Here is a 24,462-nt window from a genome sequence, read left to right as displayed (position 1 = left end):
ATGCTCGAGGACAAGGACCGCATCTTCAAGAACCTCTACGGCCTCCATGATTGGGGGCTCGAGGGCGCGCGGCGCCGCGGCGCCTGGGATGGTACGAAGAACATCATCGACAAGGGCCGTGACTGGATCATCAACGAGATGAAGGCGTCGGGGCTGCGCGGCCGCGGTGGCGCCGGCTTCCCGACCGGCCTGAAATGGTCGTTCATGCCGAAGGAATCGACCGACGGCCGGCCGAGCTATCTCGTCGTCAACGCGGACGAATCCGAGCCCGGTACCTGCAAGGATCGCGAGATCATGCGGCACGATCCGCATCTCCTGATCGAGGGCTGCCTGATCGCGAGTTGCGCGATGAACGCGCATGCCTGCTACATCTATGTCCGCGGCGAGTTCATCCGCGAGCGCGAGCATCTCCAGGCGGCGATCGACCAGGCCTACGAGGCCAAGCTGGTCGGCAAGGACAACATCAACGGCTGGCCGTTCGACATCTACGTCGCCCACGGCGCCGGCGCCTATATTTGCGGCGAGGAAACCGCGCTGCTCGAGAGCCTCGAAGGCAAGAAGGGCCAGCCGCGTCTGAAGCCGCCGTTCCCGGCGAATGTCGGCCTGTACGGCTGCCCGACCACCGTCAACAACGTCGAGTCGATCGCGGTCGCGCCCGACATTCTGCGTCGGGGCGCGGCGTGGTTCGCCGGCATCGGCCGTCCGAACAATGTGGGCACGAAGCTGTTCTGCATCTCCGGCCATGTCGAGCGGCCCTGCAACGTCGAAGAGGCCATGGGCATTCCGTTCCGTGAGCTGATCGAGAAGCATTGCGGCGGCATCCGCGGCGGCTGGGACAACCTCAAGGCCGTGATCCCCGGCGGCTCCTCGGTGCGCATGGTGCCGGCCGAGCAGATCATCGACACGCCGATGGATTTCGACTCCTTGAGCAAACTGCGCTCGGGCCTCGGCACCGCGGCCGTGATCGTGATGGACAAGTCGACCGATTTGATCCGCGCCATCGCCCGCATCTCCTATTTCTACAAGCATGAGAGCTGCGGCCAGTGCACGCCGTGCCGTGAGGGCACCGGCTGGATGTGGCGCGTCTTGAGCCGCATGGCCGACGGCCGCGCCCACAAGCGCGAAATCGACATGCTGCTGGAGGTCACCAAGCAGGTCGAAGGCCACACCATCTGCGCGCTCGGCGACGCGGCGGCGTGGCCGATCCAGGGCCTGATCGCGCACTTCCGTCATGAGATCGAAGCGCGCATCGACGAATATTCGCACAAGTCCGACATCGACGATATCGGCGTCCGCGATCCCGTGAACATGGTCGCGGCGGAGTAGAGAGAATGACCAAGCTCATCATCGACGGCAAAGAGATCGATGTCCCCGCCGAATACACGCTGCTTCAGGCGTGCGAGGCGGCCGGCGCCGAGATTCCGCGCTTCTGCTATCACGAGCGGCTGTCGATCGCCGGCAATTGCCGGATGTGCCTCGTCGAGGTGAAGGGCGGCCCGAAGCCGGTCGCAAGCTGCGCCTGGGGTGTGCGCGATTGCCGTCCGGGTCCCAAGGGCGAACCGCCGGAAATCTCCACGCGTTCGCCGATGGTGAAGAAGGCGCGCGAAGGCGTGATGGAATTCCTTCTCATCAACCATCCGCTGGACTGTCCGATCTGTGATCAGGGCGGCGAGTGCGATCTGCAGGACCAGGCGATGGGCTACGGTGTCGACACCAGCCGCTTCGCCGAGAACAAGCGCGCGGTCGAGGACAAATATCTCGGCGCGCTGGTCAAGACCTCGATGAACCGCTGCATCCAGTGCACGCGCTGCGTCCGCTTCTCGGCGGAAGTGGCCGGCGCCCCTGAAATGGGCGCGACCGGCCGCGGCGAGGACATGGAGATCACGACCTATCTCGAGCACGCGCTGACGTCGGAGCTTCAGGGCAATCTCGTCGACATCTGCCCGGTCGGTGCGCTGACCTCGAAGCCTTATGCTTTCGCCGCACGCCCGTGGGAGCTCGGCAAGACCCAGTCGATCGACGTGACGGACGGCATCGGATCCGCGATCCGCGTCGACACCCGCGGCCGCGAAGTGATGCGTATCCTGCCGCGCATCAACGAGGCCGTGAACGAAGAATGGATTTCGGACAAGACCCGCCACGTCGTCGACGGCCTGCGCACCCAGCGCCTTGACCGGCCCTATATCCGCGAAGCCGGCAAGCTGCGGGCGGCAAGCTGGCCTGAAGCCTTTGCCGCGATCGCCGCGAAAGCGACGCGCACCGACGGCAAGCGCATCGGCGCGATCGCGGGCGACCTCGCCGGCGTCGAGGAGATGTTCGCGCTGAAGGATCTGCTGGCCAAATACGGCTCGGGCAATCTGGCGGTGCAGGGCGGCGACGCCTTCGACCCCGCGCTCGGCCGCGGCTCCTACATCTTCAATCCGACGCTGCTGGGCGTCGAGCAGGCCGACGCGCTGCTGATCATCGGCGCCAATCCGCGGAAAGAGGCGGCCGTGTTCAACGCCCGCATCCGCAAGCGCTGGCGCGCCGGCGGCTTCAAGGTCGGCGTGATCGGCGCCAAGGACGACCTGACCTACGATTATGACCATCTCGGCGCGGGCACCGAGACGCTCGGTGAACTCGCGGCTGGCAAGCACTCCTTCATGGACGTGCTGAAGAACGCCAAGAACCCGATCATCCTGGTCGGTGCGGGCGCGGCCTCGCGCCACGACGGCGCTGCCATTCTCGCCGCCGCCGCGAAGCTTGCGCTCGACGTCGGCGCGCTCAAGGACGGCTGGAACGGCTTTGGCGTGCTGCATGAGAGCGCTTCGCGCGTCGGTGCGCTGGATATCGGCTTTGTCGCCGGTCAGGGCGGGCTTAACGCGGCGCAGATGACGACGTTCGGGACGCTCGACCTGCTGTTTCTGCTCGGCGCCGACGAGATCAAGCCGTCGGACGGCACCTTCGTCGTCTATATCGGCACCCACGGCGACCGCGGCGCGCATCGCGCCGACGTGATCCTGCCGGCAGCCGCCTATACCGAGAAGTCCGCGATCTACGTCAACACCGAAGGCCGCGTGCAGATGACCGGCCGCGCCGCGTTCCCGCCGGGCGAGGCCCGCGAGGACTGGGCGATTGTCCGCGCGCTGTCGGAGGCGCTCGGCAAGAAGCTCGGCTACGACTCGCTTTCGGCCCTGCGCCAGGCGATCTTCAAGGCCGTGCCGCATCTAATCCGTCTCGACCAGATCGAGGCCGGCTCCGCCGACCAGATCAAGAAACTCGCGGGCAAGGGCGGCACGATGGAGAAGGCGCCGTTCAAGCCGCTGGTCGAGGACTTCTATTTGACCAACCCAATCGCGCGTGCGTCCGCCGTGATGGCGGAGTGTTCGCGGCTTGCCTCCGGGCAGATGCTGACCGCAGCGGAGTGAGCTGATGGAATTCTTCGAAAGCGCATTCTGGACCGGGTTCCTCTGGCCGCTGATCATCATGATCGCGGAGAGCGTCCTGGTGCTGGTCGTCCTGCTGGTGGCGATCGCCTACATCCTGCTCGCCGACCGCAAGATCTGGGCGGCGGTGCAGATACGCCGCGGTCCGAACGTGGTCGGTCCCTGGGGTCTGCTGCAGTCCTTCGCCGATCTCCTGAAGTTCGTGCTGAAGGAGCCGATCATTCCGTCCGGCGCCAACAAGGGCGTGTTCCTTCTTGCTCCCTTGGTGTCGTGCGTGCTCGCGCTCGCCGCGTGGGCGGTGATCCCGACTAATCTCGGCTGGGTGATTTCCGACATCAATGTCGGCGTCCTCTTCATCTTCGCGATCTCGTCGCTGTCGATCTACGGCATCATCATGGCGGGCTGGTCGTCGAACTCGAAGTACCCGTTCCTGGCGGCGCTGCGCTCGGCGGCGCAGATGGTGTCGTATGAAGTCTCGATCGGCTTCGTCATCATCACGGTGCTGCTCTGCGCCGGCACGCTGAACCTCTCGGCCGTGGTCGAGGCCCAGCATGTCCGCGGTCTCGCCAGCCTGATCGGGTTGCCGCAGCTCACCATCCTGAACTGGTATGTCTGGCCGCTGTTCCCGATGTTCGTGATCTTCTACGTCTCGGCGCTGGCGGAAACCAATCGTCCGCCGTTCGACCTGGTCGAAGCGGAATCCGAGCTCGTGGCCGGCTTCATGGTCGAATACGGCTCGACGCCGTATCTGCTGTTCATGCTCGGCGAGTATGTCGCGATTGCCACGATGTGCGCGATGGCGACGATCCTGTTCCTCGGAGGCTGGCTGCCGCCGGTGGACCTGCCGCCCTTCAACTGGGTGCCGGGGATCATCTGGTTCTCGCTAAAACTGTTTTTCATGTTCTTCCTGTTCGCGATGGCCAAGGCGATCGTGCCGCGCTACCGCTACGATCAACTGATGCGCCTCGGCTGGAAAGTGTTCCTGCCGCTGTCGCTGGCGATGGTGATCGTGGTGGCCGGAGTGCTGCATTTCGCCGGCATCGCGCCGAAGTGAGGGCCGTCATGGGTATCAACATCAACGCCACTGCACGGTCGCTTCTGCTGTCGGAATTCGTCTCGGCGTTCTTCCTCGCCATGCGTTATTTCTTCCAGCCGAAGCCGACACTGAACTATCCGTTCGAGAAGGGCCCGATCTCGCCGCGCTTCCGCCGGCGAGCACGTGCTGCGCCGCTATCCGAATGGTGAAGAGCGCTGCATCGCCTGCAAGCTCTGCGAAGCGGTGTGCCCGGCGCAGGCCATCACCATCGAGGCCGGCCCGCGGCGCAACGACGGCACCCGCCGTACCGTGCGCTACGACATCGACATGGTGAAATGCATCTATTGCGGCCTCTGCCAGGAGTCCTGTCCGGTCGATGCGATCGTCGAAGGCCCGAACTTCGAGTTCGCGACCGAGACCCGCGAGGAACTGTTCTATGACAAGGCCAAGCTGCTCGCCAACGGCGACCGCTGGGAACGCGAGATCGCAAAAGCGATCGAGCTCGACGCGCCGTACCGGTGAGATGAGAGCATGATCCTTCCCGCGCTGTTCTTCTATCTCTTCGCCGGCGTCTGCGTCGCCTCGGCGGTGATGGTGATTGTCTCGCGCAATCCCGTGCACTCCGTGCTGTACCTGATCCTGGCCTTCGTCAACGCCTCCGGCCTGTTCGTGCTGATGGGCGCCGAATTCCTGGCGATGATCTTGATCGTCGTCTACGTCGGCGCCGTCGCCGTGCTGTTCCTGTTCGTGATCATGATGCTCGACGTCGATTTCCTCGAGCTGCGCGAGGGCTTCATCGAGTACCTGCCGGTCGGCCTCGTGATCGGCGGCATCTTCCTGTTCGAGCTGCTGCTCACGGTCGGCTTCTGGGTCATCAACCCCGGCGTCGCCAAGACGATCACGGCGGCGATCCCGACCAATGTCTCGAACACCGAGGCGCTCGGCCTGGTGCTTTATACGAAGTACATCCACTACTTCCAGCTCTCGGGCATGGTGCTGCTGGTCGCCATGATCGGCGCCATCGTGCTGACGCTGCGGCACAAGGCGAGCGTCAAGCGGCAGGACATCAACGTTCAGAACGCCCGCACGCCCGAAATTGCGATGGCGATACGCAAGGTGGCGCCGGGGCAGGGGCTCCAGGACTCTGACGCGGCGGAGTGGGTGAAATGACGATCGGGCTCGGACACTATCTTGCGGTCGGCGCGATCCTGTTCACGCTCGGGATCCTCGGCATCTTCCTGAACCGCAAGAACATCATCGTCATCCTGATGTCGATCGAGCTGATCCTGCTCGCGGTCAACATCAACCTCGTGGCGTTCTCGACCTTCCTCGGCGATATCGTCGGGCAGGTCTTCGCGCTTCTTGTGCTCACCGTCGCGGCCGCCGAAGCCGCGATCGGTCTCGCCATCCTGGTGGTCTATTTCCGCAACCGCGGCTCGATCGCGGTTGAGGACGTCAATCTGATGAAGGGCTAACGCGCATGATCCGGAAAAGTGGATACCGGTTTTCCGGTCAGATCATGCGCAAAGAGAAATAAGTCATGGTCCAGGCAATCGTCTTTCTGCCTCTGCTGGGGGCCATTCTGGCTGGCCTGATCGCGCTGTTCGGCGCGCATGCCCGCAACCCCTCCGGCGACACCGTCGAGCACCACGATGATCACGGACACGGCGCACAGGCGCATGCGTCCGATATGATCAACGAGGATGCGTCGGTCATCCACGAGTCCCATCACGAGCCCGGCGACGGCCACGACGACCATCACGTCTCCGAGCCGCCCGCGGCGGGCTCGCGCGGCGCCGAGCTGATCACCACGGCGTTCCTGTTCGTGTCGGCGGCGCTGTCCTGGATGACGCTGGTCGACGTCGGCTTCATGCACCACGACATGCGCATTCCGCTGTTGCCGTGGATTCTCTCCGGCGATCTCCAGGTCTACTGGACGCTGCGGGTCGACACGCTCACCGCGGTGATGCTGGTGGTGGTCACCACCGTGTCCTCGCTCGTGCACCTCTATTCCATCGGCTACATGGACGAGGACCCGAACCGGCCGCGCTTCTTCGGCTATCTCAGCCTGTTCACCTTCGCCATGCTGATGCTGGTGACCGCGGACAACCTCGTGCAGCTGTTCTTCGGCTGGGAAGGCGTGGGTCTGGCGAGCTATCTCCTGATCGGCTTCCTGGTACCAGAAGCCGTCGGCGAACGCGGCCGCCATCAAGGCCTTCGTGGTCAACCGCGTCGGCGATTTCGGCTTCGCGCTCGGCATTTTCGCGATCTTCCTGCTGGTCGGCTCGACCGATTTCGAGACCATCTTCCATGCAGCTCCGAGCCTGACCGGCAAGACCATCGACTTCCTCGGCTGGCACGCCGATGCGCTGACCCTGACCTGCCTGCTGCTGTTCATGGGCGCGATGGGCAAATCGGCGCAGTTCCTTCTGCACACCTGGTTGCCGGACGCGATGGAGGGCCCGACCCCGGTGTCGGCGCTGATCCACGCGGCGACCATGGTCACCGCCGGTGTGTTCATGGTGGCGCGCCTGTCGCCGCTGTTCGAGCTCGCGCCGAACGCGCAGGCCGTCGTGATGTTCTTCGGCGCCACCACGGCGTTCTTCGCGGCGACCATCGGTCTCGTCCAGAACGACATCAAGCGCATCGTCGCCTACTCGACCTGTTCGCAACTCGGCTACATGTTCGTGGCGATGGGAGCAGGGGCCTATTCGGTCGGCATGTTCCATCTGTTCACGCATGCCTTCTTCAAGGCGCTCTTGTTCTTGGGCTCCGGCTCGGTGATCTACGCGATGCATCACGAGCAGGACATCCGCAACATGGGCGGCCTCTGGCGCAAGATCCCCTACACCTACGCGGTGATGGTGGTCGGCACGCTCGCGCTCACCGGCTTCCCGCTGACCGCCGGCTATTTCTCCAAGGACGCGATCATCGAGTCCGCCTACGCCTCGCACAATCCGTTCGCGATGTACGGCTTCCTGATGACGGTCGTCGCGGCCGGCCTGACCTCGTTCTATTCGTGGCGCCTGATCTTCAAGACCTTCCACGGCGAGCCCCATGACGAGCATCACTATGAGGCTGCGCATGAAGCGCCGATCTGGATGCTGATCCCGATCGGCGTGCTCGCGGTCGGCTCTATCTTGGCCGGCTTCCCGTTCAAGGAGCTGTTTGCCGGTCACGGTATCGAGGAGTTCTTCCGCGAGTCCGTGAAGATGAATCCGCACATCATCGAGGGGATGCACCACATCCCCGAGACCATCGCCTTCCTGCCGACGGTGATGATGGTGCTGGGCTTCCTGGTGTCGTACCTGTTCTACATCCGCCGGCCCTATCTACCGGTCGAGCTCGCGAACACGCAGCCGATGCTGTACAAGTTCCTGCTCAATAAATGGTACTTCGACGAGCTCTACGATTTCATCTTTGTCCGTCCGGCGAAGTGGATCGGCTATCAGCTCTGGAAGAAGGGCGACGGCTTCATCATCGACGGCCTCGGCCCCGACGGCATCTCGGCCCGCGTGCTGGATGTCACCCGCAACGTCGTGAAGATCCAGACCGGCTATCTCTACCACTACGCGTTCGCCATGCTGATCGGTGCCGCCGGCCTGATCACCTGGTTCATGTTCGGCTTTGGAGGCCAGTAAATGACGACCTGGCCAATTCTATCCGTCACGACGTTTTCTGCCGCTGGTCGGCGCGCTGATCGTCTATCTCAGCCGCGGCGATGACGAGGCGGCCCGGCGCAACTCGCGCTGGATCGCGCTCTGGACCACGCTGATCACCTTCGCGGTGTCGGTGATCCTGGTCATGCGGTTCGACGCGTCGAACGCCGACTTCCAGTTCGTCGAGAAGGCGAACTGGCTCGCCACCGGCATCACCTATCACATGGGCGTGGACGGCATTTCGCTGCCGCTGGTGATCCTGACCACCGCCATCATGCCGTTCTGCATCATCGCGAGCTGGAAGGCGATCACCAACCGCGTCCGCGAATACATGATGGCGTTCCTGATCCTGGAAACGCTGATGATCGGCACCTTCTCGGCGCTCGATCTCGTGCTGTTCTACCTGTTCTTCGAAGGCGGCCTGATCCCGATGTTCCTGATCATCGGGGTCTGGGGCGGTCCGCGCCGGGTCTACGCGTCCTTCAAGTTCTTCCTCTACACGCTGCTCGGCTCGGTCCTGATGCTGCTCGCCATCATGGCGCTGTACTGGAACGGCGGCACCACCGACATCCCGACCCTGATGCACACGGCCGTGCCGCGCTCGTTGCAGACCTGGGCCTGGCTGGCCTTCTTCGCCTCGTTCGCGGTGAAGATGCCGATGTGGCCGGTACACACCTGGCTCCCCGACGCGCACGTCGAGGCGCCGACCGCAGGCTCCGTGGTCCTAGCCGCGATCCTGCTGAAGATGGGCGGCTACGGCTTCCTGCGCTTCTCGCTGCCGATGTTCCCCTTGGCGTCGCATGATTTCGCGCCGTTTGTGTTCACGCTCTCCGCCATCGCCATCATCTACACCTCGCTGGTGGCGCTGATGCAGGAGGACATGAAGAAGCTGATTGCGTACTCCTCAGTGGCGCATATGGGCTTCGTTACCATGGGCATCTTTGCCGGCACGATGCAGGGCGTCGCCGGTGGCGTGTTCCAGATGATCTCGCACGGCATCGTCTCCGGCGCGCTGTTTCCTCTGCGTCGGCATCGTCTACGACCGCATGCATACCCGCGACATCGCGGCCTATGGCGGCCTCGTCAACCGGATGCCGCTCTACGCGCTGACCTTCATGGTCTTCACCATGGCCAATGTCGGTCTGCCCGGCACTTCCGGCTTCGTCGGCGAGTTCATGACGCTGCTCGGCACCTTCAAGGTCTCGATCCCGACCGCGTTCTTCGCCACCTTCGGCGTGATCCTGTCGGCCTGCTACGCGCTCTGGCTTTACCGCAAGGTGGTGTTCGGAGCGCTGGTCAAGCCGTCGCTGATGAGCATGAAGGATCTCACCTTCCGGGAGTGCCTGATGCTGTTCCCGCTGATCGCGCTGACGATCCTGTTCGGCATCTACCCGAAGCCGGTGCTCGACATGTCGGCGGCCTCGGTCCAGCAACTCGTCAACAATTACAACACCGCTGTGACGGCCGTGAAGGCCGCCGCACTGCTCCAGTGAGCGGGCAGGTCAGGATATCGCCATGAGCTTTGAGACTGCAGGTTATCAACTGGCGCCGGTGCTGCCCGAGCTCGTGCTTGCGATCGGGGCCATGGCGCTGCTGATGCTGGGCGCCTATCGAGGGCAGGAGACCACCAAGACGGTCACGACGCTTGCGGTGCTGCTCCTGATCGTGGTCGGCGTGCTCGAATACATGCTGCCCGCGGGCAAGCAGGTGACATTCGGCGGCAGCTTCATCGTCGACGATTTTGCCCGCTTCATGAAGATACTGGCCCTGATCGGCTCGGCGGTGACGCTGGTGCTGTCGACCGAGTTCCTGTCCGACCCGTCGCGCCGCATCTTCGAATACGCGATCCTGGTGCTGCTCTCGACTCTCGGCATGATGGTGCTGATCTCGGCCGGCGATCTGATATCGCTCTATCTCGGCCTCGAATTGATGTCGCTCGCGCTCTACGTCGTGGCGACCTCGAACCGCGACAACGCCAAGTCGACCGAAGCCGGTCTGAAGTACTTCGTGCTCGGCGCGCTATCCTCGGGCATGCTGCTGTACGGTTCCTCTCTGATCTATGGCTTCACCGGTACTGTGACCTTCACCGGCATCGCGGCGGCCGCGACCGTCTCGAATGTCGGCCTGGTGTTCGGCCTGGTGTTCCTGCTCGCCGGCCTCTGCTTCAAGGTCTCGGCGGTCCCGTTCCACATGTGGACGCCTGACGTCTACGAGGGCGCGCCGACCCCGGTCACCGCCTTCTTCGCCTCGGCGCCGAAGGTCGCAGCACTCGCGGTCTTTACCCGCGTCACGCTCACCGCATTCCCGGGCATCGTCTCGCAGTGGCAGCAGATCCTGGTGTTCGTGGCAATCGCCTCGATGGCGCTGGGCTCGTTCGCCGCGATCGGCCAGAGCAACATCAAGCGCCTGATGGCCTATTCCTCGATCGGCCACATGGGCTTTGCCCTGGTCGGTCTTGCCGCAGGCACGGTCGAGGGCGCGCAGGGCGTCTTGATGTACATCGTGATCTATGTCGCGATGACGCTCGGTTCGTTCTCGGTCATCCTCGCCATGAAGCGCAACGGCCAGCCCGTCGAGCAAATCAGCGATTTCGCCGGTTTGTCGCGGACCAATCCGCTGCTCGCCTTCATGTTCGCGATGCTGCTGTTCTCGCTCGCCGGCATCCCGCCGCTCGCCGGCTTCTTTGCCAAATGGTACGTCTTCGTCGCCGCCATCAAGGCGAATTTGTTCACGCTCGCTGTCGTCGGCGTGCTGACCAGCGTGGTGGGCGCCTACTATTATCTCAGCATCGTCAAGACGATGTATTTCGACGAGCCGGCCGGGCAGGTCGATCCTGTCAGGGTCGAGGTGCGGACGGTGCTGGCGGTCGCGGGCCTGTTCAATATCCTGTTCGCCCTGTTCGCGGGTCCGGTGGTGAGCGTCGCCTCCGCCGCGGCAAAGTCGCTGTTCTAGGATGGCATTCGCGCTCGGTCCCAGCGCTCTGTCGGCGGGCTACAAGCTCGCGGCTTTCGAACGGACCGGCTCGACCAATACCGAGGCGATCGAGCACGCGAGGAGCGGCGAACGCGGCCCGATGTGGTTCGTCACGTCGGAGCAGACCGCGGGCCGTGGCCGACGTCAGCGTGCCTGGATCGCGCCAAAGGGCAACCTCGCCGCCAGCGTCCTCGAAGTCCTGGACGTTGCCCCGTCTGTCGCCGCGACGATCGGCTTTGCGGCCGGGCTGGCCGAGGAGGCCGCCCTGGAAAAGGTGAGCCTGGAGGCTGCACTGCGCCTCGGCGAGGGTCGTCCCCGCTACACCCTGAAATGGCCTAACGACGTGCTTGCCGGCGGCAAGAAGCTGGTCGGTATCGGCCTTGAGGCCGAAGCCGTCGGCGAACGCCTTGCCATCGTCGTCGGCATCGGCACCAACGTCGTCGCCGCGCCCGAGGGCACGCCGACGCCGGCGGTGTCGCTCGCCGCGCTCGGCGTCCAGATCAGCGCGGAGGAGCTGTTCTCGGCACTCTCTGACGCCTGGGTGGAGTTCCGCGGCATCTGGGACAATGGTCGCGGCTTTGCCGAGATCCGCAAACTATGGTTGGAGCGCGCCGCCGGCCTCGGCGAGCGGGTTGCGATCCACACGGGAGTGATGACGCTGGAAGGCATTTTTGACACGATCGACGACGCCGGCTGCCTGATCGTCCGCACCGCGGAGGGCCGGCGCGTGCCGGTGGCCGCGGGCGAGGTGTTCTTTGGCTCGGCCGCCTCCGTGGGAGCTGCGTGATGGCGAAGCCTGAAGAACTGGTATTTGCACCGCTCGGCGGTGTCGGCGAGATCGGCATGAATTTGTCGATCTACGGCCTCGGCAACCGCCAGCAGCGCGCCTGGCTGGCGATCGATCTCGGCGTCTCCTTCGGCGACGAGGAGCATCTGCCGGGCATCGACCTGATCATGCCCGACATCAGCTTCCTGGAGAAGGAACGCAAGAACCTGATGGGCCTGGTGCTAACCCACGCCCATGAGGACCATTTCGGCGCCATCATCGACCTGTGGCCGAGGCTGAAATGCCCGATCTACGCGACGCAGTTCAGCGCCGCGCTGTTCGAAGCCAAATGCGCCGCCGAGCGCAATGCGCCGAAGATCCCGGTGACGGTGGTGCCGTCCGGCGGGCGCGTCGATATCGGTCCGTTCAACGTCGAGTTCATCCCCGTCGCGCACTCGATTCCGGAGTCGCATGCGCTGGCGATTCACACCGAAGTCGGCACGGTGCTGCACACCGGCGACTGGAAGATCGATCCGACCCCGATCATCGGCCGCCCGACCGACGAAAAGCGGCTGCGCGAGCTGGGCGATCAGGGCCTGCTCGCCTTGATCGGCGATTCCACCAACGCCGTGCGCGACGGCCGCTCACCCTCGGAAGCCGAGGTTGCGAGATCCATCACCGAGCTCGTCAAGGCCGCCAAGGGCCGCGTCGCAGTCACGACCTTTGCTTCCAATGTCGCGCGCCTCAAGGCGGTCGCCATCGCTGCGAAGGCCGCCGATCGTGAGGTCGTCGTGGTCGGCCGCGCCATGGAGCGCGTGGTGCAGGTCGCGCGCGAGACCGGCTATCTCGACGGCGTGCAGAGTTTCCGCTCCCCCGAGGTCTACGGTCATCTGCCGCAAGACAAGGTGCTGGCGCTCTGCACCGGCAGCCAGGGCGAGCCCCGTGCCGCGCTGGCGCGCATCGCCAATGACGACCATCCCGAGATCACGCTCAACCGCGGCGACAGCGTGATCTTCTCCTCGCGCACCATTCCCGGCAACGAGAAGGCGGTCGGCGCCATCATCAATGGCCTGGTTTTACAGGGTGTGGAGGTCATCACCGACCGCGACCAGCTGGTCCATGTCTCCGGCCATCCCCGCCGCGACGAATTGCGCGACATGATCGCCTGGACCAGGCCGCAGCTCCTGATCCCCGTCCATGGCGAGGCCCTGCACCTGAACGAGCACGCCAAGCTCGCGCGTGCCGCCGGCGTGCCGCGCGTCCTGGTCTGCCGCAACGGCGATCTCGTCAAGCTCGGCCCCGGCGATCCCGGCATCATCGGGCAAGTGCCCGCGGGCCGTCTCTACAAGGACGGCACGATTCTGGAGGACTCCAAGTCCCGCGCGGTGGTCGAGCGGCGCCGCTTGGCCTTCTCCGGCTGCGCCTTCGTGGCTATCGCCATGACGCAGCAAGGCGAGCTCGTCGACGATCCCGAGGTCGATCTGATCGGCATCCCCGAGAAGAACAAAGCGGGCGAGCCCTTCGACGACATCGTCTTCGACGCCGTGGTCTCCACCATCGAAGGCCTGCCGAAGGCGCGCCGTCGCGACGCGGATGCGCTGGCTGAGTCGGTGCGACGCGCTGTCCGCTCCGTGATCAACGAACATTGGGGTAAAAAGCCCCCCTGTCTGGTACACGTTCTGACAGTATAAAGTTTGAGCATGATCTCATCGGAAAACCGCTTCACACTTTTCCGGATCATGCTCTGAGGGAGAAGAAACATGCTGGGCCGGCTCAACCATGTCGCGATTGCGACCAAGGACGCCGTCAAGGCCGCCAGGATCTATGGCGCCGCATTCGGGGCCCAGATCTCGGAGGCCGTCGCGCTGCCCGAGCATGGCGTCACCACCGTGTTCGCGACCCTGCCCAACACCAAGATCGAGTTCATCGAGCCGCTCGGCGAGGCCTCGCCGATCGCAAAGTTCCTCGACCGCAACGCCGACGGCGGCATCCACCACGTCTGCTACGAGGTGGTCGACATCATCGCCTCGCGCGACACGCTGGTGAAGGAGGGCGCACGCGTGCTTGGCGACGGCGTGCCGAAGATCGGCGCCCACGGCAAGCCGGTGCTGTTCCTGCATCCGAAGGATTTTTCCGGCGCGCTGGTCGAAATCGAGCAGGCGTAAGGCCGAAGCCATGGCGATCCAGCTCTCAACCGCGCTCGCGATCTACTTCGTCATCTGGTGGATCGCGCTGTTTCTGACGCTGCCGTTCGGCGTGCGCAGCCAGCACGAGGACGGCGTGGGCACGCCAGGCACCGATCCCGGCGCACCGATCCTGACCGGCATGCGGCGCAAGCTGATCTGGACCACGATCATCTCGGCCATCATCTACGGGATCGGCATAGCGGCCTATCACGCCGGCTATCTCTCGATCGAACGTCTGTCGAAATTGATGGGAATGCCGTTTTAGAATTTTCCGGTTGCGTGAGTTTGGGGGGACGAATGATTTTTCAGAGGATCGTCATCGCGCTGTTGGTGCTGATCGTCGCCGGTCTCGGTGCGATCGGCTATTTCGAGTGGAAGATGGCGGTGCAGGTGCGCACCCTGAAGGCGTTTGTCGAGGGCTACGTCTTCAACGACGCGGTGATGGCCTGCGAGCAGGCCAAGAGCTCGACGCCGTTCAAATGGAACGGGGGCAAGAGCACCTCGGTCATCGGCCTGAACTCGGTCAAGCTGGACAAATACAATGTCAGCGCCAGCTACACGCTGGTGGCGGACAACGTCTATTGCGATTACGATCCGGTCAAAAGAAAGGCCGAGATCGGCTCAAGCTTCCTGGAGCGGGAGTAGCGATCCGGCCATGACAAGCATGGGATGGGATCGTCATGGCGCAGGCGGAGGGGTACCGGATTCTGCATGAGGCTGACTTGCGGGACTATCTCGCAGGCGTTCCGGACCTCAAGGCGCTTCTCGGCGGCGAGGCTGCTTCCTGGTCGATCACCGAAGTCGGCGACGGCAATCTCAATCTCGTCTTTATCGTGAAGGGCGGCCGCAGCGGTGTCGCCGTGAAGCAGGCGCTGCCCTATGTCCGCCTCGTCGGCGAGAGCTGGCCGCTGCCGCTGTCCCGGGCCCATTACGAATATCTCGCTCTGTCCCGGCAGGCCCAGCTCGCGCCCGGCCTCGTGCCGGCATTGCTGCATCACGACGAGGCGCTGGCGCTGACGGTGATGGAGCTGCTCGAGCCCCACATCATCATGCGCAAGGGGATGGTCGCGGGAACGCAATATCCGGGCTTCGCCAGTGACATCACCACCTTCATGGCCCGGACCTTGTTCTTCACCTCCGACCTCGCGCTGTCAGCGGCCGACAAGAAGGAGGCCATCGCGGCCTTCGCCGGCAACCATGCGCTGTGCAAGATCACCGAGGATTTGATCTTTACCGATCCCTACCGCGTGGCCGTACAGAACCACTGGACCGTGCCGTATCTCGATGCGCTCGCCGCGGATCTGCGCGATGACATTGAATTGCACGTCGCCATCTCCCGGCTGAAGCTGAAATTCATGGCGAGCCCCGAGGCGCTGCTCCATGGCGACCTTCACACCGGCTCGGTCATGGTGACGGAGGGCCAAACACGGGTGATCGATCCCGAGTTCGCGTTCTATGGTCCGATGGGGTTTGATGTCGGCGCTGTGCTGGCAAACCTGCTGATGGCCTATTTCGCGTCATCAGGCCACGAGCGCTCGCCGGGGGACCGCCGCGCCTTTGAAGGCTGGGTGCTCGAGACCGTCGAGCAGGTCTGGAACGAGTTCGCCCGCAAATTCCTCGACCTCTGGCGCGCTGGCGCGGCAGGAGATGCCTACCCGGCCTCGCTTTTCGCAGGAGAGAAGGGCGCCGCGCGGCTTGAGGCCGAGCGGCAGGTCTACATGCAGCGCTTGTTCGCCGACACGGTCGGCTTCGCTGCGGCAAAAACCATCCGCCGCATCTTCGGTCTCGCCCACAATATCGATTTCGAGCTGATCGAGGATCCGCGCAGGCGCGCGATCAGCGAAGCACGCGCCGTGAGGCTGGCAAGGACGATGATGCTGGAGGCGGGGGCATTTCCGACCATTGCGGACGTCACTGCTGCAGCGCGAAAATTGCGCGACTGGCAGCCGGAGCTCGCGACTGGCTAGGGCGCGTACTCACAAATCGGCGGGGCCCGAGCGCTACGCTCGCATACGTCAACCCCTTCAAGGCGCTTGCGCTCGACGTGCCGCGGATGGTCAACTCTCGAACCGGAGCACGCCTGCGTTGTTGGGGGACACATGATCTTCAGGATAGTGGCAATCGTCGCTGGTTTTGGACTGGCGCTCGTCGCCTCGGCGGAGGCCCAGACTCCGCGCAAGGGCGGAACCATCCGCATGACCGCGCCTTATGGCTCGAGCTTCACAAGCCTGGACATTCATACGACGCAGCGCGCCCAGGACGAAATCTACGCCAAGGCTCTGCACCGGTCGCTCTACATCTGGAATTCCACGGAAGGCAAGCCGGTTCTGGAACTTGCCAAGGAGGACGTCGTCTCGGGCGGAGGTCTCGTTCACACCTTCAAGCTGCGCGACGACGCCTATTTCCACAATGGCCGCAAGATGACGGCCGACGACATCATCTGGACCTACAACCGCATCATGGACGGCACCAAGGCCTATCCCGGCGCGCGCTATGTCCGCGTGATCGAGGGCGCGGCCGCGGTCGAGAAGGGCCAGGCCAAGGAAATCTCCGGCCTGAAGAAAATCGACGACTTCACACTTGAGATGAAGCTGACCGAGAAAGTCGATCCAGGCTTCTACTTCTGGAACGCGATAACTTCGATCTATCCCGCCGACGAAGCCGCCAAGGAGAGCTTTCTCCAGAAGCCGATCGGTCTTGGGCCCTTCAAGTTCGTCGAGCACGTGCCGGGATCGCGCATCGTTCTGGAGCGGTGGGACCGGTTCTACAAGCCCGGCAAACCCTATGCTGACAAGATCATCGTGTCGGTCATGGGCGAGGCCGCGGCACGCGATGTCGCCTTCCGCAACAAGGAGATCGACACCTCGGTGCTGGGACCTGCGCAATATGTGGCCTATCAGAACGACGCCGACCTCAAGGGCACCGTCGTCGAGGTCGCCGAGGTCTTCACCCGCTACATGGGGATGAATCCCGCGTTCAAGCCGTTCGCCGACAAGCGGGTCCGGCAGGCGATCAACTATGCGATCGACACCGACCTGATCATCAACAAGCTGGTCAAGGGCAAGGCCTATCGCGCCACCAGCTGGCTGCCGCTGACCTCGCCCGCCTACGACAAGGCCATGAAGCCCTACGCCTTCGATCCCGCCAAGGCCAAGCAGCTGCTCGCTGACGCCGGCTATCCCTCGGGCTTCGAATTCGAATGGACCACCAGCCAGAATGAAAGCTGGGGTCTGCCGATCGTCTCGGCCGTCATCCCGATGCTGGACAAGGTCGGCATCAAGGTGAAAGTCAAGCAGGTCGAGACCGCGGTACTGGCGGAGGTGGTTCGCAGCGGCGATTACCAGGCCTTCATCTATTCCCAGGCGAGCGGCCCGGATCCGCAGGCCGCCCTCAAATGCTTCCACTCGGCGACGCCGCAACCAGCCTGCAACTACATGAACTTCAAAAATGCCGACTTCGACAAGATGGTCGATGAGGCCGGACAGGCCGACGATCCCGCCAAGCGCGCCCAGCTGCTGCAAAAGGCCAACGCCCTGCTCTACGAAGAGGCGCCGGTCTGGTTCTTCAACTACAACAAGGCGGTCATGGCGGTGCAGCCGTGGCTCAAGGGGATTCAGCTGAACGCGACGGAGCTGACCCATCAGAACGTCGAGGACCTCTGGGTCGACGAGACCTCGCCCGCGAAGTGACACGCGCTCTCGGGCTCCCTCCATCGCAACGAACGATGGAGGGAGAGAGGAAAAGTGCCGATGCTCCCCTTCCTGTTCCGTCGTCTCCTGCAAACCATTCCGACCGTGCTCGCCGTCGTGCTGCTGGTCTTCGTGCTGTTCAGCGTCGTTCCCGGCAGCATCGTCTCGTCCATGAGCGACGACAGCGATCCACAGGTCGAGCTGCGCATGAAGAAGCAGCTCGGCCTCGACGATCCCGTCTATGTGCGGTTCGGCGCCTACATCGCCAAGCTCGCGACAGGTGATTTCGGAACATCGTTCCGGACCCGCGAACCTGTCACGACCATGATCGCCAAACGGATGTGGCCGACGCTGCAACTCATCTTCGCCGCCATGGCACTTGCCGTCGTGATCGGCGTGCCGCTGGGCTTCATCGCAGCGCTGAAGCCTGGCGGCATCGTCGACACGCTCGCAATGGTCGTGGCGGTCTCGGGCCTTTCGATCGCCAAATTCTGGCTTGGACTGGTGCTGATGTACTTCTTTGCGTTGAAGCTCGGCTGGCTGCCGAGTTTCGGCTATGGTGATGGCGGACTGAAATATCTGATCCTTCCGGCCGTGACGCTCGGCGTCTCGCCGATGGCGCTGTTCGCACGGACGACACGCGCTGCGGTCCTCGAGATCATGACCGCAGATTTCGTGCGCACTGCGCGCTCGAAGGGCATGAGCGAGACACGGGTCGTGAAGTGGCACGTGATGCGCAATGCGCTTGTCATCATTCTCACCACCGTCGGCCTGCAGTTCGGCGCGTTGATGGGGCAGGCGGTGGTCGTCGAGAAATTGTACTCCTGGCCCGGCATCGGCTCGCTGCTGGTCGACAGTGTCCTGCAGCGCGACATTCCGGCCGTCCAAGGATCCATTCTCGTGGTGGTGCTGGCCTTTCTCGCGATCAATCTGCTGATCGACCTGCTCTACGGCGTGATCGATCCCAGGATCAGATACGCATGAAGCTGCGCGCCAATCTCATCATCGGCGGCGCGCTGTTCGCGCTCGCCATCCTGGTCGGCCTGCTCGCGCCCTGGCTGGCCCATACCGATCCCGTCATGGACGCCAATTTGTTGAATGCGGAAGAGCCCCCGAGCTGGACCTGGTGGTTCGGCACCGACGACCAGGGCCGCGACATCTATTCCCGCGTCGTCTACGGCGCGCGCGTCTCGCTGACGGTCGGCATCGTCTCGCAGCTCATCAACAGCGTCATCGGCGTCGCGCTGGGCCTGAGCGCCGGCTATTGGGGCGGCTGGTGGGACGATGTCGTCAACGGCCTGACCAACGTCATGCTCGCGATCCCATCGCTGATCTTCGCGCTGGCCATCATGGCGGTGCTTGGTCCCGGCCTGACCAGCCTGCTGATCGCACTCGGCTTGACCAACTGGTCTTTCACGTGCCGGATCGCACGGGCCTCGGCGCTGTCGCTCAGGAGCCAGGGCTATGTGCAGGCCGCGACCGTGCTCGGCTACGGTGATTTGCGCATCATGACCACGCAGCTGCTGCCGAACATGCTCGGACCGATCGTCGTCATCGGCACGCTCGGCATGGGCAGCGCGGTCCTGTCCGAAGCCGCATTGTCGTTCCTCGGCCTCGGCGTGCGCCCGCCGTTTCCGAGCTGGGGCAGCATGTTGTCGGATGCCCGCGACCAGATCACGACGGCACCGTGGCTCTCGGTCTTTCCCGGTCTTGCCATCTTCCTGACGGTGCTCGGCCTCAATTTGCTCGGCGACGGGTTGCGCGACATTCTCGATCCACAATCGCGGAGCCGGCGCACATGACCGGGCCGCCGCTGATCGAGGTCGAGGATTTGCGTATCGATCTCAACGATGGATCGAGGCGCGTTGCGGCGGTCGAGGGCATTTCATTCCGCATCGATCGCGGCGAGACATTCGGCCTTGTCGGCGAATCCGGCTGCGGCAAGAGCATCACGGCGCTCGCTTTGATCGGCCTGTTGCGGCAGCCGTTGTCGATCGGCGGCGGCGCCATCCGGTTCGAGGGCAGGGAGATCCAGCAACTTTCAGCCGGCAGGCAACGGGAGCTGCGCGGCAATCGCATCGCCATGATCTTCCAGGAGCCGATGACGGCGTTGAACCCGGTGTCGCCCGTGGGCCGGCAGATCGCCGAGATGTTCGTGCTGCACAAGGGCAAGAGCTGGCGGGAAGCCAACCAGCTGGCAGTCGAGGCGCTGGCGAGCGTCCGCGTCCCCGCGCCGGAGCGACGCGTGAAGGATTACCCGCACCAGCTGTCAGGCGGCATGCGTCAGCGCGTGATGATCGCCATTGCGCTCGCATGCGGTCCGGATCTCCTGATCGCCGACGAGCCGACAACGGCACTCGACGTGACCGTGCAAGCCGAGATCATCGAGCTGATGCGGAATTTATGCGCCGAGAGAGGAACGGCAATCCTGATGATCAGCCACGATCTCGGCCTGGTCGCCAATGTCTGTCGCCGCGTGGCCGTAATGTATGCCGGCCGCATCGTCGAGGAGCGCGGCTCGGCCGATATCTTCCGGGCGCCCTCGCATCCCTATACGCGAGGCCTGGTGGCCTCGCTGCCGCGGCTCGGCAGCCGCGCCGCGCTTGGCCGCACCAGGCTGAAGGAGATCGCGGGCGTCGTGCCGGCCATCACGAATTTCCCGCATGGCTGCCGGTTCAATCCGCGCTGCGCGCATGCGACCGATATTTGCCGGACCACCGTGCCGGGAACGGATTTGCTGGAGGCCGGCGGTCTGGTCAGGTGTCATCACCATGCATGAGCCGCAGGGAAGGCCAGACGACGATGTCATTCTCAGCGTCGAGGATCTTGCGGTCCATTTTCCGCTCGGAGGCGGCCTGCTGGGGCGCGGCCGTCGGCTGCTCCGCGCCGTCGACGGTGTCGATCTCAGGCTGAAGCGGGGCGAATGCCTCGGCCTCGTCGGCGAGTCCGGCTCCGGCAAGTCGACGGTCGCATTGTCGATCCTTGGTCTCCAGACCCCGACGCGCGGCCGCATCGTGGTGGACGGGCAGATCGTGACGGGCCGGCCATCCGGCGATCGAAAGGCGCTGGCCCGCATCGTGCAAATGGTGTTTCAGGACCCCTACGCCTCGCTCAATCCACGCCAGACCGTTCGTCGCACGCTGGAAGATCCCCTGCGCGTGCATGGCGTGACCGCCGCAAGCGAGATCGGGGACCGCGTTGCGATCATGCTGCGGCATGTGGGCCTGCGGCCCGAACAGGCCGACCGCTACCCGCATGAATTCTCCGGCGGCCAGCGCCAGCGCATCGGCATTGCGCGCGCCCTGATCCTCAATCCCAAAATCGTCATCTGCGACGAGCCCGTGTCGGCGCTGGATGTCTCGATCCGTGCGCAGATCATCAATCTGCTGCTGGAACTGAAGGAAACGCTCGGCTTGTCGTTCATCATGATCAGCCACGACCTCGGCGTGGTCGAACACATGAGCGACAGGGTCGCCGTGATGTATCTCGGCCGCATCGTCGAGAACGGCGACTGGCGCGAAATCTTCGAACGGCCCGCGCACCCCTATACGCAAGCCCTGATCGCCGCCATCCCCGATCCCCTGCACCATGCACCGCTCGCGACGACAGGCGGCGACCTTCCCAATCCCCTCAATCCGCCGAACGGATGCGCGTTTAGTCCGCGTTGTCGCTACGCCGAGGACGTATGTCGGAGCGAGCCCGGTCCGGTGCTGGAAACGCGAGCCGACGGGCATGAGGTCCGGTGCTGGCGTGCTGACGAGATTGTTGGTCAGACGCAATTGGCTTCGACCGAGGGCGGGCATCCCTAAGGATGAAAGGCGCGTCCGTCGTGCTCAAAAGCGTCGCTCTAGTGGCCCGCTAGTTACTTCCGGTCTGTCCTGACAGCCTGACGATTTGGGGCCCGCCCATGGGCAATCGCGTGGGGTTGATTCTTGGGGCGGTCCAATCGCATATCGCCCTATTTTCATGTGTGCTACCAGATTGGATAGCAAAATGTAGCAGGAAAGGCAGATCATGACTGATGATCAGGTCAATCTCGTCGTTCAGCACCTTTGCGAGCAATTGCACTTGGCGTTCCGATTGAAGGGCAGCGAAGCACATCCACCAAACGCCAAGGATATTGGATTCGATCCGGCCTCTGTGAGAACCGTATTGCTGACCGGCTTGCGCTCGGCGGGTGTCACGACCCACCACGAGGCGGTCGGGAAGAGCGAAGAGCCGCCATGGTCCTAAACACAAAACGCGGGACAGAAGCCTCGCGCCAATGTCTCAGTTGGGTCAGGAGCGGACCTCGGGGATTTGAGGGATAACAATGGAAAAGCTAAGCCGTTCCGGCCTTCTAATTTATGAAGACGGAGTTCGTGCCAAGTGCAACGCGGCCTCAACGCCGCCTTCCAGGATCTGCTCCGCCCGGGCACCATCGGGCACGGCCCGCGCGAACTGGAGGGTGCCGACCATGAGGCCGAAGATGGCCGTCGCGCGGCGGCCACTCGCTGCAGAACCGGCGTCAGGAAGCAGTGCCGCGAGAGTCGAAACGTAGCTTCGCAGTCCTTTCTCGTAGTCTCGCCGCGTGGACAGGGGCTGGCGGGAGATTTCGGGGAGCAACGCCGCTGAGGGGCACCCACCCGCCGGGTCATCGAGGTGAGCGCGGTTCAGGTACCTCCGGATCGCGCCCTCAAGGTCCAGGCCATTCCGCTGATCCTCATCGAGGCGATGTTGCTGGTCGGCGAGCGCGCTCCCCAGCGCCTCGCGAACGAGCGCGTCTTTGGATTCGAAGTGAGGAGAGAATGCCCCTTTGGTCAGGGCGGCTTCGCCCATGATCCCGGCGATCCCGGCGGCGGAGATGCCGTCTCGGCGCACACACTTCGACGCCACATCGACGATGTGCCGTCGCGTCGCTGCCTTATGACCTTTCTCGAAACGCATCTTCTCTCCACTCCACTATATCCCGCAACCGTTAGGCAGCAGCTTCGCCAAGCGAGGGGCCAAGGCCACGGCGTCAGATCGCAGTCGACTTGGCGCCCAAGACGCCTTCGATGCCGCGGGCAAGGTTCAGAAGCGCCCGGTCGCTCCCCAAGGGAGCGTCCAGTTCAAGACCAATCGGTAGCCCAGCGCGAGACAAGCCGACGGGAAGGCTGATACCCGGTAGCCCCACGCTGCTCGCCGACACGGTGTGGTTCGCCAAAGCGAGGTAGCTGACTTCCTGCCCCGCGATATGGACGGTCGACTGCTCCTCGATCAAAGGCGCCGTGCAGGGCGTGGTCGGTTGCAAAATGACCAGCGCCCCATGAGAGACGAACGCCGTGTTGAGGCGGCGCTGGATTTCCGGCCGGCTCACGTCGAGCGCCGTCCGATAGGCCTCTGCCGAGGTAGAACCTGCACCACCCGGCAGTACGATGTGCCCCCACGCCTGCCGAAGTTGGGGCTTAAGGCCGTCGTAAATGGCCTCGAACGTGGTCGGAATGTCATGGCGGCGAAGAAACTGCGAAATTGCGCCCATCGTCTCATGAGCGAAGATGCCCCATGTCGTGGTTTGGACGAGGGAGTTGAAATCGTCGCCAAGGTCTACTTCAATGACCTCGGCGCCGGCGTCCTGCAGTTGCCGAACCACCTCGCGGAAGCGGGTCTCGACTTCCGAATCCACCAGATCCAGGAACTGTCGCGGCGCGAAGGCCAGCCGGACTCCCTTCAGGCCATAGCCGCCGTCGGAGGACTCGTCACCAGTCACGACCTGATCCACCAGAATGCAGTCCTCAACGCTTCGGGTGAATACCCCCGTCGTGTCGAGCGTATGGGAGATCGGCGCAACGCCGTAGCGCGGCCAACGCCCGGTGGTTGGCTTGAATCCCACGACGCCACAGAACGATGCGGGCACCCGAATTGACCCAACGGTGTCACCGCCCAAGGACGCGGGAACGAGGCCGGCGGCCACCGATGCGGCAGAGCCGCTCGAGGAGCCGCCGGACACGCGATCTCGTGCGTGCGGATTATTCACCTGGCCGTAACGTGCGTTGTGACCGGTCAAACCGTAAGACATTTCGACGAGGTTATTCTTGCCGAAGATCAAGGCGCCCGCACCCTTAATGGCTCGTACAGCGTCCGCATCTTCGCGCGGTACGAAGTGAGCGAGGCTATCGAGACCTAGGCTAGTAGGCAGCCCTTTCGTCAAATAGCTATCCTTCACCCCGAGCGGCACGCCAAGCAGCGAGGCCGCCGATCCGGCCGCACGCGCTTTGTCCGCATCCCTCGCGGCCGCCAGCACGGCGGCCTGGTCGATGGTAATGAAGGCGTTGAGATCGGCAAGCAACTGGGCGCGCTGCAGAAGCGCCGCGGTATAGGCCTCCGACGTGATCTCGCCGTTACGAACCGCTGCTGCGGCGGCTGCGAGCCCAAGAAAGGTGATATCTGGGGTTGCTTGCGATGCGATGTGGCGTGAAGTGGCAACGGTGTCGTCCATGAAATCCTCGCGAGGAGCTGAGAAGCAGCATCTCACTCCCGCCGAGGGAGGCGCAGATGGATGCCATTACGATCATAATATAACATTACGATCGTACTTCAATGGCCATTCTCGCGGCAATGCCGCGTCACCGAACACATAAGCGTGAGGCGTTAATGCGCGACCGATGAAGCCAGCAAACACCCGTTTCCGACGAGGGGACCGTTAGCGAGCGCAGGGCTCCGACACGCTATTTATCGAGCAATCCGGCGCGTGCGACTGCCCGCCTAGT

20 protein-coding genes and 3 pseudogenes are annotated in these 24,462 nt (G+C 63.8%); 21 read left to right on the top strand and 2 right to left on the bottom strand.

Annotated features, from left to right (window positions below):
- From nuoF to ACVWW3_RS12890, 21 genes and pseudogenes are all read left to right on the top strand, one after another.
- Entirely contained in the window at positions 1 to 1,326 is a 1,326-nt protein-coding gene (gene nuoF, locus ACVWW3_RS12990) for an NADH-quinone oxidoreductase subunit NuoF (RefSeq protein WP_456649683.1), read from the top strand.
- Between the two features lie 5 nt (positions 1,327 to 1,331).
- Positions 1,332 to 3,407, top strand: coding sequence for an NADH-quinone oxidoreductase subunit NuoG (gene nuoG, locus ACVWW3_RS12985; RefSeq protein ID WP_456649684.1), 2,076 nt, complete (start codon positions 1,332 to 1,334; stop codon positions 3,405 to 3,407).
- 4 nt (positions 3,408 to 3,411) lie between these two features.
- The gene (nuoH, locus tag ACVWW3_RS12980; protein WP_007603555.1) at positions 3,412 to 4,479 is read left to right on the top strand and encodes an NADH-quinone oxidoreductase subunit NuoH; all 1,068 of its coding nucleotides are present in this window, start codon (positions 3,412 to 3,414) and stop codon (positions 4,477 to 4,479) included.
- A 14-nt stretch (positions 4,480 to 4,493) separates the two neighbouring features.
- Positions 4,494 to 4,983, top strand: a pseudogene (gene nuoI, locus ACVWW3_RS12975) (NADH-quinone oxidoreductase subunit NuoI).
- A gap of 9 nt (positions 4,984 to 4,992) precedes the next feature.
- Positions 4,993 to 5,631, top strand: coding sequence for an NADH-quinone oxidoreductase subunit J (locus ACVWW3_RS12970; RefSeq protein WP_007610978.1), 639 nt, complete (start codon positions 4,993 to 4,995; stop codon positions 5,629 to 5,631).
- On the top strand, positions 5,628 to 5,936 hold the full coding sequence (gene nuoK, locus ACVWW3_RS12965) for an NADH-quinone oxidoreductase subunit NuoK (RefSeq protein WP_015685769.1): 309 nt from the start codon (positions 5,628 to 5,630) through the stop codon (positions 5,934 to 5,936). Before ACVWW3_RS12970 ends, nuoK begins: the two co-directional genes overlap by 4 nt.
- Before the next feature lie 65 nt (positions 5,937 to 6,001).
- Positions 6,002 to 8,102, top strand: a pseudogene (gene nuoL / locus ACVWW3_RS12960) (NADH-quinone oxidoreductase subunit L).
- Positions 8,103 to 9,613, top strand: a pseudogene (locus ACVWW3_RS12955) (NADH-quinone oxidoreductase subunit M).
- Between the two features lie 22 nt (positions 9,614 to 9,635).
- Positions 9,636 to 11,072, top strand: coding sequence for an NADH-quinone oxidoreductase subunit NuoN (nuoN, locus tag ACVWW3_RS12950; RefSeq protein ID WP_247349307.1), 1,437 nt, complete (start codon positions 9,636 to 9,638; stop codon positions 11,070 to 11,072).
- A 1-nt stretch (position 11,073) separates the two neighbouring features.
- A complete protein-coding gene (locus ACVWW3_RS12945) occupies positions 11,074 to 11,880 on the top strand; it encodes a biotin--[acetyl-CoA-carboxylase] ligase (protein ID WP_456649687.1) in 807 nt (268 codons plus the stop codon).
- The gene (locus tag ACVWW3_RS12940; protein WP_247447338.1) at positions 11,880 to 13,550 is read left to right on the top strand and encodes a ribonuclease J; all 1,671 of its coding nucleotides are present in this window, start codon (positions 11,880 to 11,882) and stop codon (positions 13,548 to 13,550) included. Before ACVWW3_RS12945 ends, ACVWW3_RS12940 begins: the two co-directional genes overlap by 1 nt.
- A gap of 69 nt (positions 13,551 to 13,619) precedes the next feature.
- Positions 13,620 to 14,024 (top strand): methylmalonyl-CoA epimerase, encoded by a 405-nt coding sequence (gene mce / locus ACVWW3_RS12935; RefSeq protein ID WP_106944962.1) that lies wholly within the window; start codon positions 13,620 to 13,622, stop codon positions 14,022 to 14,024.
- Positions 14,025 to 14,034: 10 nt separating this feature from the next.
- Complete coding sequence (locus ACVWW3_RS12930; protein WP_247349302.1) at positions 14,035 to 14,310, top strand: DUF1467 family protein; 276 nt, start codon at positions 14,035 to 14,037, stop codon at positions 14,308 to 14,310.
- Positions 14,311 to 14,342: 32 nt separating this feature from the next.
- Positions 14,343 to 14,690: a hypothetical protein gene (locus ACVWW3_RS12925; protein WP_456649688.1), complete on the top strand. Its 348-nt coding sequence runs from the start codon at positions 14,343 to 14,345 to the stop codon at positions 14,688 to 14,690.
- A gap of 35 nt (positions 14,691 to 14,725) precedes the next feature.
- Positions 14,726 to 16,012 (top strand): S-methyl-5-thioribose kinase, encoded by a 1,287-nt coding sequence (gene mtnK / locus ACVWW3_RS12920; protein WP_456649689.1) that lies wholly within the window; start codon positions 14,726 to 14,728, stop codon positions 16,010 to 16,012.
- A gap of 132 nt (positions 16,013 to 16,144) precedes the next feature.
- Positions 16,145 to 17,734, top strand: a complete 1,590-nt coding sequence (locus ACVWW3_RS12915; protein ID WP_247349297.1) for an ABC transporter substrate-binding protein — start codon at positions 16,145 to 16,147, stop codon at positions 17,732 to 17,734.
- Between the two features lie 60 nt (positions 17,735 to 17,794).
- Positions 17,795 to 18,718, top strand: a complete 924-nt coding sequence (locus tag ACVWW3_RS12910) for an ABC transporter permease (RefSeq protein ID WP_247447417.1) — start codon at positions 17,795 to 17,797, stop codon at positions 18,716 to 18,718.
- Positions 18,715 to 19,536, top strand: coding sequence for an ABC transporter permease (locus ACVWW3_RS12905; protein WP_247349296.1), 822 nt, complete (start codon positions 18,715 to 18,717; stop codon positions 19,534 to 19,536). The genes ACVWW3_RS12910 and ACVWW3_RS12905 overlap by 4 nt, the downstream gene beginning before the upstream one ends.
- Complete coding sequence (locus tag ACVWW3_RS12900) at positions 19,533 to 20,513, top strand: ABC transporter ATP-binding protein (RefSeq protein WP_456649690.1); 981 nt, start codon at positions 19,533 to 19,535, stop codon at positions 20,511 to 20,513. Before ACVWW3_RS12905 ends, ACVWW3_RS12900 begins: the two co-directional genes overlap by 4 nt.
- Complete coding sequence (locus ACVWW3_RS12895) at positions 20,506 to 21,543, top strand: ABC transporter ATP-binding protein (RefSeq protein ID WP_354049576.1); 1,038 nt, start codon at positions 20,506 to 20,508, stop codon at positions 21,541 to 21,543. The genes ACVWW3_RS12900 and ACVWW3_RS12895 overlap by 8 nt, the downstream gene beginning before the upstream one ends.
- Before the next feature lie 205 nt (positions 21,544 to 21,748).
- The gene (locus ACVWW3_RS12890; RefSeq protein ID WP_247349293.1) at positions 21,749 to 21,967 is read left to right on the top strand and encodes a hypothetical protein; all 219 of its coding nucleotides are present in this window, start codon (positions 21,749 to 21,751) and stop codon (positions 21,965 to 21,967) included.
- A 111-nt stretch (positions 21,968 to 22,078) separates the two neighbouring features.
- Here the strand turns inward: ACVWW3_RS12890 and ACVWW3_RS12885 are convergent, their stop codons facing one another.
- Positions 22,079 to 22,660, bottom strand: coding sequence for a TetR/AcrR family transcriptional regulator (locus tag ACVWW3_RS12885; protein WP_247447343.1), 582 nt, complete (start codon positions 22,658 to 22,660; stop codon positions 22,079 to 22,081).
- A 73-nt stretch (positions 22,661 to 22,733) separates the two neighbouring features.
- A complete protein-coding gene (locus ACVWW3_RS12880; RefSeq protein WP_354049575.1) occupies positions 22,734 to 24,191 on the bottom strand; it encodes an amidase family protein in 1,458 nt (485 codons plus the stop codon).
- Positions 24,192 to 24,462 lie beyond the last annotated feature (271 nt).

Source organism: Bradyrhizobium sp. LM2.9 (assembly GCF_054056555.1).
This window is presented reverse-complemented; position numbering and strand designations above follow the sequence as displayed.

Coding starts and splice junctions, on each gene's coding strand:
- nuoN (WP_247349307.1), top strand. CDS start 9,636: ATGAGCTTTGAGACTGCAGGTTATCAACTGGCGCCGGTGCTGCCCGAG.
- ACVWW3_RS12945 (WP_456649687.1), top strand. CDS start 11,074: ATGGCATTCGCGCTCGGTCCCAGCGCTCTGTCGGCGGGCTACAAGCTC.
- nuoG (WP_456649684.1), top strand. CDS start 1,332: ATGACCAAGCTCATCATCGACGGCAAAGAGATCGATGTCCCCGCCGAA.
- ACVWW3_RS12930 (WP_247349302.1), top strand. CDS start 14,035: ATGGCGATCCAGCTCTCAACCGCGCTCGCGATCTACTTCGTCATCTGG.
- ACVWW3_RS12900 (WP_456649690.1), top strand. CDS start 19,533: ATGACCGGGCCGCCGCTGATCGAGGTCGAGGATTTGCGTATCGATCTC.
- ACVWW3_RS12880 (WP_354049575.1), bottom strand. CDS start 24,191: ATGGACGACACCGTTGCCACTTCACGCCACATCGCATCGCAAGCAACC.
- ACVWW3_RS12885 (WP_247447343.1), bottom strand. CDS start 22,660: ATGCGTTTCGAGAAAGGTCATAAGGCAGCGACGCGACGGCACATCGTC.
- mce (WP_106944962.1), top strand. CDS start 13,620: ATGCTGGGCCGGCTCAACCATGTCGCGATTGCGACCAAGGACGCCGTC.
- nuoF (WP_456649683.1), top strand. CDS start 1: ATGCTCGAGGACAAGGACCGCATCTTCAAGAACCTCTACGGCCTCCAT.
- ACVWW3_RS12915 (WP_247349297.1), top strand. CDS start 16,145: ATGATCTTCAGGATAGTGGCAATCGTCGCTGGTTTTGGACTGGCGCTC.
- ACVWW3_RS12905 (WP_247349296.1), top strand. CDS start 18,715: ATGAAGCTGCGCGCCAATCTCATCATCGGCGGCGCGCTGTTCGCGCTC.
- ACVWW3_RS12895 (WP_354049576.1), top strand. CDS start 20,506: ATGCATGAGCCGCAGGGAAGGCCAGACGACGATGTCATTCTCAGCGTC.
- nuoK (WP_015685769.1), top strand. CDS start 5,628: ATGACGATCGGGCTCGGACACTATCTTGCGGTCGGCGCGATCCTGTTC.
- ACVWW3_RS12890 (WP_247349293.1), top strand. CDS start 21,749: ATGACTGATGATCAGGTCAATCTCGTCGTTCAGCACCTTTGCGAGCAA.
- ACVWW3_RS12940 (WP_247447338.1), top strand. CDS start 11,880: ATGGCGAAGCCTGAAGAACTGGTATTTGCACCGCTCGGCGGTGTCGGC.
- ACVWW3_RS12970 (WP_007610978.1), top strand. CDS start 4,993: ATGATCCTTCCCGCGCTGTTCTTCTATCTCTTCGCCGGCGTCTGCGTC.
- mtnK (WP_456649689.1), top strand. CDS start 14,726: ATGGCGCAGGCGGAGGGGTACCGGATTCTGCATGAGGCTGACTTGCGG.
- ACVWW3_RS12910 (WP_247447417.1), top strand. CDS start 17,795: ATGCTCCCCTTCCTGTTCCGTCGTCTCCTGCAAACCATTCCGACCGTG.
- nuoH (WP_007603555.1), top strand. CDS start 3,412: ATGGAATTCTTCGAAAGCGCATTCTGGACCGGGTTCCTCTGGCCGCTG.
- ACVWW3_RS12925 (WP_456649688.1), top strand. CDS start 14,343: ATGATTTTTCAGAGGATCGTCATCGCGCTGTTGGTGCTGATCGTCGCC.